Source organism: Synechococcus sp. PCC 7502 (assembly GCF_000317085.1).
In the GTDB taxonomy this organism is placed as follows: domain Bacteria; phylum Cyanobacteriota; class Cyanobacteriia; order Pseudanabaenales; family Pseudanabaenaceae; genus PCC-7502.
Genome location: NC_019702.1, coordinates 1,956,600 through 1,971,175, shown reverse-complemented (window position 1 = coordinate 1,971,175; position 14,576 = coordinate 1,956,600). Strand labels below are relative to the sequence as shown.

General features: G+C 41.9%; 10 protein-coding genes. 5 read left to right on the top strand and 5 right to left on the bottom strand.

What is annotated here, in order from left to right; genetic code table 11:
- Window positions 1-58: 58 nt before the first annotated feature.
- Together SYN7502_RS09660 and SYN7502_RS09655 are read left to right on the top strand one after the other, a co-directional pair.
- A complete protein-coding gene (locus SYN7502_RS09660; RefSeq protein ID WP_015168652.1) occupies window positions 59-916 on the top strand; it encodes a hypothetical protein in 858 nt (285 codons plus the stop codon).
- Window positions 917-963: 47 nt separating this feature from the next.
- On the top strand, window positions 964-1,791 hold the full coding sequence (locus SYN7502_RS09655; RefSeq protein WP_041430093.1) for a YaaW family protein: 828 nt from the start codon (window positions 964-966) through the stop codon (window positions 1,789-1,791).
- A gap of 28 nt (window positions 1,792-1,819) precedes the next feature.
- On the opposite strand, the gene SYN7502_RS09650 is transcribed toward SYN7502_RS09655, so the two are convergent.
- The 5 genes from SYN7502_RS09650 to SYN7502_RS09630 form a co-directional block, all read right to left on the bottom strand.
- Window positions 1,820-2,005: a PCP reductase family protein gene (locus SYN7502_RS09650; protein WP_015168650.1), complete on the bottom strand. Its 186-nt coding sequence runs from the start codon at window positions 2,003-2,005 to the stop codon at window positions 1,820-1,822.
- A gap of 66 nt (window positions 2,006-2,071) precedes the next feature.
- Window positions 2,072-4,081 (bottom strand): FAD-dependent monooxygenase, encoded by a 2,010-nt coding sequence (locus SYN7502_RS09645; RefSeq protein ID WP_015168649.1) that lies wholly within the window; start codon window positions 4,079-4,081, stop codon window positions 2,072-2,074.
- A 39-nt stretch (window positions 4,082-4,120) separates the two neighbouring features.
- On the bottom strand, window positions 4,121-4,783 hold the full coding sequence (locus SYN7502_RS09640) for a TMEM165/GDT1 family protein (protein ID WP_041430092.1): 663 nt from the start codon (window positions 4,781-4,783) through the stop codon (window positions 4,121-4,123).
- Between the two features lie 278 nt (window positions 4,784-5,061).
- Entirely contained in the window at window positions 5,062-5,916 is an 855-nt protein-coding gene (locus SYN7502_RS09635; protein WP_015168647.1) for a tetratricopeptide repeat protein, read from the bottom strand.
- Window positions 5,917-6,017: 101 nt separating this feature from the next.
- Entirely contained in the window at window positions 6,018-7,283 is a 1,266-nt protein-coding gene (locus SYN7502_RS09630; protein ID WP_015168646.1) for an ABC transporter substrate-binding protein, read from the bottom strand.
- 400 nt (window positions 7,284-7,683) lie between these two features.
- On the opposite strand from SYN7502_RS09630, the gene SYN7502_RS09625 reads away from it, so the two are divergent.
- The 3 genes from SYN7502_RS09625 to SYN7502_RS09615 all read left to right on the top strand — a co-directional run bounded on the left by SYN7502_RS09625 (window position 7,684) and on the right by SYN7502_RS09615 (window position 14,531).
- A complete protein-coding gene (locus tag SYN7502_RS09625) occupies window positions 7,684-10,464 on the top strand; it encodes a sensor histidine kinase (RefSeq protein WP_015168645.1) in 2,781 nt (926 codons plus the stop codon).
- Window positions 10,465-10,584: 120 nt separating this feature from the next.
- Window positions 10,585-12,351 (top strand): pyruvate kinase, encoded by a 1,767-nt coding sequence (gene pyk / locus SYN7502_RS09620; RefSeq protein WP_015168644.1) that lies wholly within the window; start codon window positions 10,585-10,587, stop codon window positions 12,349-12,351.
- Window positions 12,352-12,401: 50 nt separating this feature from the next.
- The gene (locus SYN7502_RS09615) at window positions 12,402-14,531 is read left to right on the top strand and encodes a cation:proton antiporter (RefSeq protein ID WP_015168643.1); all 2,130 of its coding nucleotides are present in this window, start codon (window positions 12,402-12,404) and stop codon (window positions 14,529-14,531) included.
- Window positions 14,532-14,576 lie beyond the last annotated feature (45 nt).

Below are 14,576 nucleotides of genomic sequence, written 5' to 3'. Positions count from 1 at the left end.
TGGTATTATGCCATTCGTGCTTCGGGTTGCAAACTTTGTTGAATGTGGAGATTAGTCAGTGACAGAACCTATAAATTCAGATAGTACAGAAAAACTGCAAGAACTCTTAGAAACAATTGCCAGTGGCATTAATAAAACTGAGGAGATTCTGGCGCGATCGCTGCAAGTTGAAGCAGAGGTTTCCCAACATCGTGAGGCGATTTTAGCTGCTGTGCAAGAGATTGGCGGACAGGAAACTATTAATGCTCTACAACAGAAGCTAGAAGATGCTAAGGCATCAGTAGGTTCTGACTTGAATCCGCAAATTGAAGAAAGACTGCAAACCTTAGAAGCAGAGTTTAAGTCTGTAGAAGGTTCGGTAGCACAATTTCAGAAGGATACTAAATTGGTCTCCCAGTTAACCCTGCATACAGAGCGCAAAGCTTATGAAGTAGTTGAGGTGCAAGCGGATATTGAGCAAATTGCTAGTGTTGTCGGTAGTACCGTTGGTGAGTTGGGTGGGCTAGATGCCTTGGAAGCTTTACAAAAAGAGCATAAAACCCTATTAAGTACCCTTGAAGAGGTTAAGGCACAAAGTTACCAATTTGCCCAACTGCAATCGGAGGCTCGTCATATCGATGAGAAGCTAACACTGATCCAAGAACGACTACAAGCAGTTAATAACTTGGTTACTGGGGTTCAACCTGAATTGGGACAATCGGCGGTGGCATTGGTTAGTGGGGATGTGCAGCAGATTATTAATCGTGTTACCCAAGAATTAAGACAAGAACAGCAGGCGATCGATAACGAACATCGTCAAAAAATTAGAAACCTAGAACGCAAGCAGCAATCTCTGATTTCTCTGATTTTAGGAGGAGTTGGTGTAGCTGTGGTATTACTACTTGTAATTTTAGTAATTGTGGCAACGAAAAAGTAGTGTTGGCAAGGGGGATGTATTTCCCCACAGGTATATTGGGTATATCTATGGATGAGTTAACTGAGGCTTTAGAGTTAGCAACAGACGAGGAACTGCATTACTGTGCGGATATTTTATTCAGGCGCAAGTTTAATCCCCTTGATTATGTGGCTACGCCCAAGGTAAATGAGCTCAAAAGTAGAGATAGGCTAGATTTAATTGAGGCGATCGCCAAGAGGTTTAAGTTCTTAGCGGCTGACGGGCTTACGGTCTTAAAAGGTAAAACTAACCAAGTTAGCTACCGTCAAGTCCTAGAGATGGTGTGTCAGCACTTAGCTGTTACCTATTCTAAGTCTCAAACTGTGGCAGAAATTGAAGCAGAGTTGTTTCTGGGGTTAATTCAAAAGTCTTGGCAGAAGCTATCACCTCGGGAACGTAAACGCTTAAATGATTCTATGCAGTTAGCTTTAACAGAGTCAGATTTACAAAAAAGTTTGCCTAAGCACCTCCATAATGATCCCCTAGGGTTAGTACTTAAGGGTTCGGGGGCGATCGCTCTTAGTACAGTGATTCAACCAGCCGTGATGAGTTTTCTAGCTAGACAATTTGCCATTCATTTAGCAACCTATCAAGTGGGTCAAGAGGCGATTAAATTAGGTGGTACAGCGATCGCTAATAAATTACAGGTTTATATCTCGACTAATATTGCCAAGTATGGAATGGCATCAACTGCGGCTAAGTATGCTGTAGCTAGAACTGCTTTTTCTTTTATTACTCCCGCTTTATGGGGGGTATTTTTTGCGGATTTAGGCTGGCGGGCGATCGCTACCAATTATGCGCGAATTATTCCCGTAATTTTTACCTTGGCACAAATTCGTTTATTGCGAGATATTTAGACTGTAAATTAACGAAAGTACCAGAGTCCTAATCCTTAGGTTTTTCTCGCTGCCATTTTTGATTTGCCAGATTATATACATCTATTGATACTTCATTTTTATTCAAGCCTCGCGCAAATTTTTCCACTTCCCTTCGCACCAAAAATCTGCCCCAAAAGGGAACTTCTTGTAATTTAGCTTCTGCCTCTGTTGACCAAGTTACTGCTTCACTCATAATTTACTTAATTTGCTGATAGAAATAAAAACCTAAAATAAAAAACTAACAGATGCTGAGTCGATTCTAAGATTTGATTGTGGGATTGCCAATGGAATAGTTAATGCCATAGCTCCAACTGAGCAACTTAAGCCAAAGTTTAGGATATTTGGACTCTAGCCATCCTTGATTTTGACTGAGATATTTAGGCAGCGATTTAGCCAGCAAAAAGTGCATCAGAGCATCAATAGTGAACCAAAAGTAGCTAACTAACCACCTTGCCATATCCTGCGCTCCTGCCATATCCCAAATCCAAGTGATAATTTTAGGATTTTTAAAAGCAGCAATTATTGCCAAGCGATTAAACATACCCCAGCCTAATCGATCTTTAATAAAGCGATCGCTCACACTACCTTCTTGATCTGCCATTACTCCAAAAAATGAATTGAGCATGGAGTTAATTCGCTCTGGGGGTAAATTTCTACCCGTAGGTACCATCATGCCCTTAGAAAATAACCATGTCACGGCTACGTTACTTTGATAGGCGGTAATATGCTGCAACTGATCGGCGGACAGTAGATCATGCTTAAGGGCAGTATCCAGTAAATCGGTTAAACGGGGCAGATTGCGGACTAGAGACCCAAATCCTGTAAATACCAATGGAGATTGCAAAGAGGCAGCGTCCCCGATCGCTAATAGCCGATCAAAAGATACCTGTCGGGCATTGGCACCAAGACTAAAATGTCCGGGGATATACCCAAAAGTTGCCTTTTTCCAAACTAGCTGCTCCATATCACACCGCCGATATTCAGGCAGAATAGCAAAGAAATCCTCATACATTTCCAACAATGAGCCGGGGTTTGCAGGATTGACCTGATGATAGTGAAATAGATAAATGGCAATTTCATTATTAGCACCGGGAAATAACTCCCAAATTAGTTGCCGCCCACGGGAAATATCCCCATGACTGAAGAGGACATCGCCATATTTTTGATCCCATACACTGGGGTCTATGCCCTCCAGCACTGCGCCTACGGTGGGACACACACTATCAAACGCTCTGCCGTTATTAATCTGTTGGGCGATCGCACTGGCAGAACCCATAGCATCAATGAGTAACCGTCCTGTAAGTTCCAAGCTTGCTTGGGTGAGCAAATTATGAGCTTTAACTGTAACCCCAGAATTACTAACTACAGCTTGATCAAATTCTGTTTGCTCAAAAATCTTACCGCCAAATTCTTTTAACTTGTCCCCACAAATTTTTAGTAATTTTTCAGAAGCGATCGCCACATTTAGAACCGTGGGTGTATGCAATACTGCCGCTTTAGCATTACTAGGATTATTACCATCAAAAAACTTATTAAACCCATCCACATATTCCCTCAGAATAATGCTTTCAAATTCCGCTTGGGTAAATAGTCCAAAATCTACCAACCCTTGAAACTCAGCCCTAGAGATATTCCATTCCCGATTCATGCGCCCAAAGGGCAGGCGTTCGATCAAGCAGACTTTATAGCCCAGTTTTGCCATCATTGTGGCGTGAATTATGCCTAATGCCCCACCAATATAGATCAAGTCATATTCAGGCTCTTGAACTGAGTTGGATTCAGTATTACGGAAAATCACCTGATTCGGCTTTTGGGGATTACAGACACTATCTCGCCACCGCTTTTCCCACCAGTACACCCGATTTAGATCGTATTCTCCATTGGGGAGTTTCTGAAAATATTTCACCGTGAGGGGATAGTCTGACTCTAAAGCGGTAAAAATTGATACCCCATTAGCTAATTCTTGGGCGATCGCTGCCCTCGGTGCAGGATATTGAGACGGAAATGCTAGGCGAATTCGATTGGTAAGGTCTTTAAGAATGTTCTGTTCATCTGCTAAAGCTGCCTCTGTCCAGCGAAAAGCCTTCAGGTAAGTAGTGCGCTGTAAAGACCAGACAAATACGCATACCTCAGCATCACCAGATGCAATTAAAAACCCATCAGGAGTTAAGACCTTGTTGCCAGATAGGGGAATAAAGCTAGATTGAAGCCATTTCTTAACAGAATTAGTACCAGGATTAGGAATTTCTAAATAAATTAGCTGCTGCATGAATCAGAAAATATTGCCTTGTTAGCAAAATCTAACATACTAAACTCCCTGTAAATAGGTGATCGCCCCAAAAATTAAAAATAGTATGCCTCCAACTCCTGTAATTACTCGTTCCGAAATTCTGCCAGCTATTAAACCACCTCCAATTACAGCGATCGCTGTACAAATGGCATGTCCTAAAATGGCACCAAAGGTAACAAAAAACGGATTATATGCGGCGGCTAAAGCGATCGTGCTTACTTGGGTGCGATCGCCCCATTCACCAATAAATGTCATCACAAACGCCTGCGCCCAAACACCTAACCAAGTATAGCGGGCTAAAATATTACCCAAAAACCTACCAAAGATAGGAATTGTAGCTACCGATTTAGGAGAATCTTGAATATCCACCACCTCTTCCGCTTCTTGGATTACTTCCTGCTCCGCTTGCGCTGTCATCTGTGTGGCATCATAAAGTAACTTTACGCCAACAATCACAAATAAGGCGATCTCGGCATAGTGAACGTATAGTTTAGGAAAAAGTGTTAAGACCTGTCCCAATAAAACCGAAAGTACGGTCATCAAAGCAAGCGCTGCCAGCACTGCGGAAAACACCGTCCGACGGGGATGGCGCATAGCCAAAATCACGGCAATAAAAAAAGTTTTATCACCCAATTCAGAAATAGTGATTAGTAATAAACTTGCTGTGAAAGCTGTTAACACCCTTGCAAACTCCTTCAGGTTTTCAAAAACTCCTGACTGAGCTTGAAGAGATAACCAAGACCTCACCAAGCCCACATCAGGTGTGGAACTCAGTGAAAGTCTCGCTGCCAAGTCTTGAGAAATTAAACTTGTCACTTGAACCAGGCGATCGCCAGTATGTTGATCCAAGTGGTCTAGCTTTTGTGCTAGTAGCTACTCCCTTTCAATTACTATCTATCATAAAGCAATATGGCTATATTTGCGAAGTTACATTAAAGTTTAGAGGTTAAGCTAATTAATTATTTTTTCCCCCAACCAAAGAATCCACCCTTTTTTTCATCTTTTTTTGCAGGCTGAGTAGTGCCAGAAACTTGCTTTATGTATTTGAGGGCAGTTGGTTCCTTGGGATCAAGTTTTAAGGCTTTCTGGAAGCTATTTTTAGCCATGAGCGTAATATTTTGATTCATATACACAAAGCCTAGCTGAGCTTGGAGGTTAGCATTATTGGGATCAAGCTTTTCCCCATTTTTTAGCTCTTTCAATGCCTCTGCCCACTGCCGTTTACTAATAAATAACTCTGCTAGCTGCAAATTACGATAGGCGGGTGAGACCTTAGGTGCTTCGGGTTCAGGTTGAGGTATATTCACATAATCATCTATAAAGCTTAATTCTTGAGTCATTACATACACCAAGTTAAGTTCACTCAAATCCGCAATCCGATCTAAAACTTGGTCTAAAGACTCATACTGACGGCTGGCAATTTCCTCAAAATATTTAACGTAGGTTTGTTCATGGGAATATTTCAGTAACTTTTTGGCAAGTTCACAGTGCAGTTCAGGCTGCTCTCCTTTAAGTTTGAGTCTCTGTCCTAGCAATCTTAGGGTAGCAAGGTGTTCTTTGCGATCGCGATCGCTATACAAGACTTTATAGGCGGGATTAACTAGTTTTGCCAAATACTTCTCAGCAATTTCAGTATCAGGAGAGTTAGGTGGAGCTAAATCGGGATGGAGCTGCTTAGCTAATTGCAAATACTTATTACGAAAGGTCTCGCTGTCAGTTGTTGTTAAAGGTAGCCCTAGAACAGCATAGTGATCGGTTACTTTATGAGTATAAAGCCCTCGGTTAATCTTGAATAATCGTATTTGCTTGAACACCGTTTTTACCTCTATAGCCGCATTTTAAGTTTATCCTTTTGCCAATACTAGTTAAGACCTGTTAAGACTTGGTGAACTAAATAATATATAACATAATAAATCTAGACTAGCTGATCCCAACGTTCTGCTGCCGTGGCGATCGCTTCATCACTACTTTTTTGTTTTAGCATAGCTAACTGTAATTCTTCATAAATAATTTTACGCAGATTCTCTAAATTTTTAACAGGGGGAATTAATACTTCTGATTGTTTTAATTGAGATGCGCTAATAATGCGAGCTTTGGTAAATGGTGATGAATCCTTGGGTAATTGGGAGAAGTAAGGATCAGCCGCCGCTTGAATTGTCGAAGGTAGAGAGTTTTCAACCTTAGAAAAACTAAGTTGATTAGCATCATTAGTTAAAAATGTGGCAAACTTTAATGCTAAATCCTGAGATTGAGAACTTTTTGGCACCACTACATTCATGACCGCCGCGCTTTTTTTGCCTGTATCCCCAGAAATTTGCACAGCCACATCGGAAACCTTGGCAATATTTGGAGCATTTTCCGCAACTAGCTTTAAAAATTGTGGACCAGTAATTAAAACTGCCAACTCTCCTGCCTGATATAGCTCGATCGCCTTTCGATGTCCTTCCGTTAAAACTTCACGGGGAATTAATTTCTGCTCAAACAGATTTACCCAATACTTAAAGGCACTTTTGCCTACATCGGTATTAAATCCTGCTTTGCGATCGGGAGTGAGTAATTCCATCCCCATTTGTACCATCGATTCTAGTACCTGAGTCCCATCCATAGTCAGCATAAAGGCATATTTCCCCGTTTTAGCTTTGATCTGTTGGGCAGCAATCACCAGTTGGGCATAGGTTTGGGGAGGTTGGGTTAAACCCGCCTTAGTAAATAAATCACGATTATAGATAGTTACGTCCGTTGAGACATACCAAGGTAGTCCAAAGGTAATAGCACCTAATTGATTAGCCTTCCAAATATTTGGGAAATATAAAGCCTGAGCTTGAGTAGGAATGGCAGTTTGCATATCCACAAGGGCATTTTTTTCTGCTAACTTGGTAGCAAATTGAGGGTTAAGGTTAGCAACATCGGGAGCAGTGCCAGAGGCGATCGCACTTAAAATTTTCTGCTCCATATCCGCCCAAGGTACATCCACCCATTCCACTTCAGCATTAGGGTTGACTTTGCCAAATTCACTAATTAATGCTGCCATGTAGTCATTAAAAGTTGGCTTTAACTGCATTGTCCAAAATATAATCTTGGTTTTACCCGATGGTGTAACTTGACTAGTCTGGGTGCTGACACAGGCTCCTAAGCAGAATAGGGGTAGGGTTTGAATAATTTGGCGACGTGACCACATCATGGATTTAGCGTGAGTTTAGCGATTTATTTGGGAATTCAATTTTGAAAGTTACTAAGAAATGCTGTAGAGACTAAACCAATGTTACATCCAGTCTTGATGATGTCAACTTAGTTCATTAACACTTGCCCAAAAAACTCACCACATATATTTGATGCATCATTGTCCAATTCACCTAATTTCTTACCCATGTCGTCACACCTTAGATCAAACTTAGCTCAAAAACAGATAAAAAATAGAGTTATGTTGATGGCTTATAGCATTATCAGCCTGTATGTGTTTTAGTATGTATTAAGTACAGTCTACATTTTTATCTTAAGCTGATTTTTTAGTTAGTTTAAATAAGGTCTAAAGTCTGGAAATTGAACTGTCTGCCATGTAGAAGAGTTTAGGGCATAATTATATGACTCAAATTGGATCCAGTGCCTGGGATCAGCAGCTTATAAACTTGGGACGGGTACTCAGAAGTCTTCGAGAGGAAGATAATGTGGATGCCCTGATTGCCACAACTCTTGACTATATAAAAGATACATTTGATCATCAGCTAATTTGGATTGCCCTCTATGATCGCTCCAATCATCGACTTGTGGGTAAGGGTGGAGTTACCCCCGCAGGGGAAATTAAGTTTTTAAAAGAAAGATTTGTGCTTGAACCCGGTGACTTACTGGATCAAGTTATAGTCATGAAAAAAGCGATCCCTATTACTGATTTAAGACAGGAGAAACGTAGTGGGGAATGGCAAAAATTAGCGATTAAGTTTGATATTCAAGGTACCCTGCTATTTCCGATTTATCACAAAGATGTTTCCTGTGGACTAGTTTTATTAGGTTCTAGGCTATGGAATGTTTCTTCTCGTACAGAAGAGAGAGCCCGCCTATCAATATTATTAGGTACCCTTGGTTCCACTCTGTCACGTCTTGAGTCAGATGTACATTATCAACAGGTTAAACGTCCAGATGAGCCAATTCTTTCCCTACTAGATAAATTGCGATCGCTCCACAGTCTCAATGAAAGACTAGAGGAAGTTGTCCAAAAAACCCATAACTTTATTATGCCGTCTCGTACCCATGTGTATTGGTTTGAGCGGGAACATCAATATTTTTGGCGGCGTACTGTTAATAAACAAAAAAACCTAGCTGCTGGTAACCGCAACGAAAATACAGCAGGCATCACTGTGCAAGAAGCTCCCGATTTATACAAGGCTCTGGTTAAGGATCAATTGGTGGTGGTCGTAGATGCTCGCAACATGACTAAAGGCGACATCAGTACCAGAGTAATGGAGCAGTTTGGGGCAGAGTCGTTGATTGCCGCTCCAATTATTTTTCAAACTGAATTAATTGGTTTTATTAGTATTGAAAACGATGAACCAAGATTGTGGACAGACATTGAAAAAAATTATCTTAAAGGCGCGTCTCAATTAATTGCCCTAACAGCACCCTTGGAAGAGATGGAGTCGATGGTACAACGCATTGCCTCTGATCAGGTGTTAACGTCGGGGATTGCGAAGGCAATTTATACGGATGCTGACTGGCAAGAGTCTTTGCAAATGGCAGCGGAACAGTTGTGTCAACGCTTAAGTGCCGAAAGATTTTGGGTAGTTTTACACAATAAAGATACGGGTAGCTTTGAAGTTTATTTTCAGCATCATCCTAAAAACCGAAGACCAATGCCCAAGGCTTTTGCGGAGCTATCAGCCGTAGATTGGCACATGATGGAGCAGTCATCGGAAACAATTTCGATTGAGAACTTTGAAACTGACTACAGATTTGTGTCTTGGCGATCTACTTTAATGGACATGGAGGTGCGATCGCTCTTACTTAGTAACACCGCTTTAGGTAAACCCCTTGAGAGTATTTTGGCTGTGGGGCATGAGTCAGCACGCACTTGGTCAAAACCAGAACGGGAAATTGTCCAAGCCGTTGCCCAGCAAGTGGGATTAATCCTCCATCAAGGTTATATACAAAGACAAGCCGACGATCGCCAAAAACTCCACCAAGCCGTCCAGTTTGGGCTAGTGACTTTACAACAGGCGAATACCTTAGAAAAGCTCCATCCCGCCGCCGCTCAGTTATTGGCTCAGGTCATGCAGGCTCCCTTATCAGTTCTAATCACTTGGCTACCTGGACGAATCGGAGGGCAAATCGCTGCTAGTTTTGCCAGTCATGAGGATTTTCGCTTAAATATTAATGAAACCCTACTACCCATAGAAAGCGATCCCCTAGTGCAGTGGACAATTCAGACCGATGGAATTTTGCCCTTATCCGTTCATGATCTCTTGCCTCCAACCCTACAGTGGTTAAATGCTCGTGGTATTGGTCAAATCTTGGCGATCGCCCTCCGCACTACCCCTGAACATCAGCCCACGGGTATGCTGTTGGTAGCAGATAAACCCGGACGTAGATGGCTAGATCGGCAATTACAGGCTTATAGTATGCTTACCAATCAGTTGGCATGGTCACGGCGACACCTAGTAATTGTTGAAACTTTACAGCACCAGCGCACCGAACTAGAGCGACTAAATTGGTACAAACAAAGGCGGATTGAGGATATTTATCGCTCCGTTGGAAGTGGAGTACAAAGACTCCTAGAACTGGAAACCCGCACCGATGGCGCTGATGCCGTTGGTAATTTGCGCCTCCAACATTCTCTTAAGCAACTACAAGCCTCTTTATCTCCCCTTCCCCAAATTATCCGTAAAGAACAATGGCGGTTACGCCCCAACTATGAAACTGCGCCTTTAGCTGGTCTTTTAAAGCGGTCACTGGAACGGGTAGATGCCATTATTAAACAACGCCAAATGTGGTCACAGGTGCATAATCAAGCTAGTGTGGTGATTGCTGGAGACATTGCCAAAATTGAAATGATTATCCATGAATTACTGCTGTTTGCCTGTGGACGGTCGGCAGTTGGGGGGAGGGTAGATATATGGTGTCGTCAAATTGATGAGCGATCGCTAGAAGTTTCAATTACAGATAATGGCGAAATCGATCCAAGCTTATTAATGGAAATGCATGAGGGACGATCTCCTGATGTTCTGGCTCCTTCAGTATTAGATCAACCGCCAGGATTACATTTAGCAATTTGTCAAAGCCTGATGCACGAAGCTGGAGGGGATTTATCCCTATATAAACTAGAAGACAACCGCATTCTCAGTCGTTTGATTTTACCCTTGGCTGCGGCTTAGGGAATTATAGTTACTTTAGCTACCTAAAATCAGAATTAATAAAGTAATTAGCAAACATTTCTTGCTATGTTTAATCATTGAAGAATAAGCCCTTAGTCTTAACAACCACGTAATATCTACATGCTAGCCAAAGAACAAATCCGCCGTACTAAAATTGTTGCTACTATTGGACCTGCTACCAGTAGCCCTGAAATGATTCGTGCCTTAATTGAAGCGGGGGCAACCACACTAAGGCTTAACTTTTCCCACGGTAGCCATGCCGATCATCACCGTAGTATCTGTAATATCCGCCAGGTTTCGGTAGAGCTAAATCAACCCGTTGCTATTCTTCAAGACCTGCAAGGACCTAAAATTCGGTTGGGAAAGTTTGCCGATGGCTCGATTACTCTCAAAAAAGGTGATAAATTCATCCTGACTAACCGCATTATTCCTGGTACTCAAACGATTAGCTCAGTTACCTACGATAATTTGGCACAGGAAGTTCCCGTGGGGGCGGTAATTTTATTAGATGATGGTAAAGTCGAACTCAAAGTAGATGAAGTTGATCCCGAAGCGGGAGAGCTACGCTGTTCGGTCGTGATTCCTGGGGTCTTATCCAATAATAAAGGGGTAAATTTTCCCAATGTTCATCTGTCTGTAAAAGCTATGACCGATAAAGATCGGGCTGACCTAACTTTTGGCTTAGCAGAGGGTGTGGATTGGGTAGCATTAAGCTTTGTCTGTAGCCCAGAGGATGTTTTGGAGTTAAAAGATTTAATTGCTAAAAGTGGTAGAAATGTCAAAGTCATTGCCAAGATCGAAAAACATGAGGCGATCGCCCAGATGCAGGAAATTTTGGCAGTCTGTGATGGCGTAATGGTAGCTAGGGGTGATTTGGGGGTGGAGGTGCCTGCCGAGGATGTGCCGATTTTGCAAAAACGTCTGATCAAAACCGCCAATCTCTTAGGTATTCCCGTAATCACCGCCACTCAAATGCTAGATAGCATGTATAACAATCCTCGTCCCACCCGTGCGGAAATCTCTGATGTTGCCAATGCCATTATCGATGGTACCGATGCGGTTATGCTCTCTAACGAAACTGCCACAGGTAATTACCCCATTCAAGCTGTGGAAACTATGGCAAGGATTGCGGTGCGAACTGAACGAGAATTTAAGTTTACTTCTATTGAAACCTTTGGTAAGTCCGTACCGAATGCCATTAGCCAGGCTGTAAGCCATATTGCTAGCCAATTAGAGGCATCAGCAATTTTAACCTTAACCAAATCTGGAGCCACAGCCCGCAACGTTAGTAAATTTCGTCCACCCATTCCCATTTTAGCAATTACCTCTCAGGTTGATGTGGCGAGACAGTTACAACTGGTTTGGGGTGTGCATCCGCTTATGGTGTTATCTTTACCCTCCGCAAGGCAGAACTTTGAGGCTGCTTTAAATTTGGCACAGGAACAGCAATTGGTAAGGGCGGGCGATCTAGTGGTTATGACTGCTGGTACGCTCCAAGGGGTATCTGGGTCAACGGACTTAATTAAAGTTGAGTTTGTATCCGCGGTTGTGGGTAGAGGCTTAGGGGTTGGCTCTGGTCTTGCTACGGGTCGGGCTAGGGTAGCTCATAATTACCTAGATGTTAAGGATTTTAATCTGGGTGAAATTCTCGTGGTTGAGGCAACTACCTCAGATTATATTGAAGTCATTCGTAAAGCTTCGGCAATAATCACAGAGGTTTCTAGTTTGGACTCCCATGCCGTGGTCATAGGTCGCAAGTTAGGAATTCCCATCTTGATTGGTGTTAAGGATGCCACCCACAAAATTAGAGATGGGGAACCCTTAACTGTTGATATTAAAAAGGGTGTGGTGTATTCAGGGTCTCGTCTGGTTGAGGATGTGGGTTAGGGAAGACTAAAACAGCCCTACTATTTCATAATCTTTACTAAATTCTTGCGATGGAAGCAGTGGTATTAGTTCTCTTTGAAATTCTGATCATTATTGGGCTTTCGCGATTGGTAGGGCTAGGATTTAGGCTGATCAAGCAGCCCTTGGTCATTGGCGAGATCGTGGCAGGAATTTTATTAGGGCCTTCATTATTGGGATTAATTAATCCTAAAGTTGAGAGTTGGCTATTTCCTACATCTTCAATTCCATTTTTGAATGTTTTGGCACAAGTAGGCTTAATTTTTTTCATGTTCTTAATTGGCTTGGAGTTAAATCCTAAGTATTTGAGGGGACAAGGTAAAGTTGCTGTGCTCATATCCAACTTCAGTATTTTGTTGCCATTTTTACTGGGTAGTTTGCTTTCAGTATTTTTATATCCTTTACTCTCTGAATCTGGGGTAAACTTTGCAGCTTTTTGTCTATTTATGGGATCGGCAATGTCGATTACGGCTTTTCCTGTATTGGCAAGAATTATTACCGAGAAAAATCTTCAGAATACTCCCCTTGGTAATTTGGCTCTAACCTGTGCAGCAGTTGATGATGTTACAGCCTGGTGCCTATTGGCGATGGCGATCGCTGTGGCGACAACAAATACGGTAACGGGTGCCATTTCCACGATTGTTTTGGCTGTGGCTTATATTACCTTGATGCTGACCGTTGGCAGAAAGTTTTTATCCCGATTAGATGCTCACTATGAACGGACTAAGCGGATCAGTCAGTCGTTATTAGCAGTAATTTATATGGGGGTTTTAATTTCCGCCCTAATTACGGAATTGATTGGGATTCACTTAATTTTTGGCGCATTTTTACTGGGAGTGATTATGCCTAAAAACGAAGGTTTAATGCATGAGTTATCTTTAAAAACCGAAGAGTTTGTCCTAATTTTTCTCCTGCCCATTTTCTTTGCCTATAGCGGGCTGCGAACACAAATTGGTTTATTGAATACTCCGCAACTATGGCTAATCTGTGGGTTGATTTTAGTAGTGGCGATCGCGGGGAAATTCTTTGGGACCTATGTGGCTGCTCGGATGTGTCAAGTTCCCAAACATGAGGCTACGATTTTGGGCTGGTTAATGAATACTAGGGGATTAACAGAACTAATTGTCTTGAATATTGGCTTGAACTTAAAAGTGATTTCACCTGTGTTATTCACGATGTTGGTGATTATGGCTTTGGTTACAACTTTTATGACTTCACCCCTCTTAGACTTTATCCATAGCAAGCCTCATATTGATGAATTAGGTGATGAATTAGCGCAAGAATTAAATATTGACCCTAACTATCAGGTTTTAGTGCCTGTAACAAATCCTAATACCGAAAGAGGCTTAATTGCCATTGCCACAGCGATCGCTTTACATCCTCAACAAAAAAATCATAGGGTTTATCCTTTTAGTTTGGTACAGGTTGATGCTGATAACTTATTCCAAAATATGCCCACGGAAACCGAGAATAATCTACGACTGCGCCGTGATCACCTGACTCAGGTGATTTCTACGATTGAACCTCCTTCAATTCGCCAGTATTTAAATCCTATAGCGCAAATTTGCCAAGATGTGGCACTGGAAACCGTAAAAGTTGCCGCAGATATGAATTTAATTGTGATGGGTTGGCATAAACCTGTATTTAGTAATAATCGTTTGGGCGGTAAAGTTGGAGAAATATTACGCACAGCCCCAGTAGATATAGCTGTATTTTTAGATAGCGATCGCGGCAATTTGCACAGTTTACTTGTTCCCTATGGTGGAGATATTCACGATGATCTAGCTTTGGAACTGGGAATCAGAATTCTTGGCAACCTTAGCCATGCCAGTATGGAAATTATGGTGATTAATCCTAGTTTAGATACACAAATCTCGACAATTTTGGCTCAACTACCTCAATCCTTAGGCGATCGCATTGTGGTTACTAACTCTGAGACTGAAGCTGATATTAATGAAGTAGTATCTGCCTGTAGCAATTTTGATCTAACAATTACGGGAATTACCCTTGAAGGGCAAGAACGTCAGACCTTAGGCATCTACGGCGATGAGTTGGCATTGAAATGTCAGGCTTCGATTTTAATTGTGCGTAAGTTCGGTGAAACTTCAGGTTTACAGGACTTTCTCAGTGGTTTCCGTAAAATTGAAGCAAGAATTAGTTAGCTATTTATTAACAGATCAAGTCAATACTTTATACGTACAATTTAG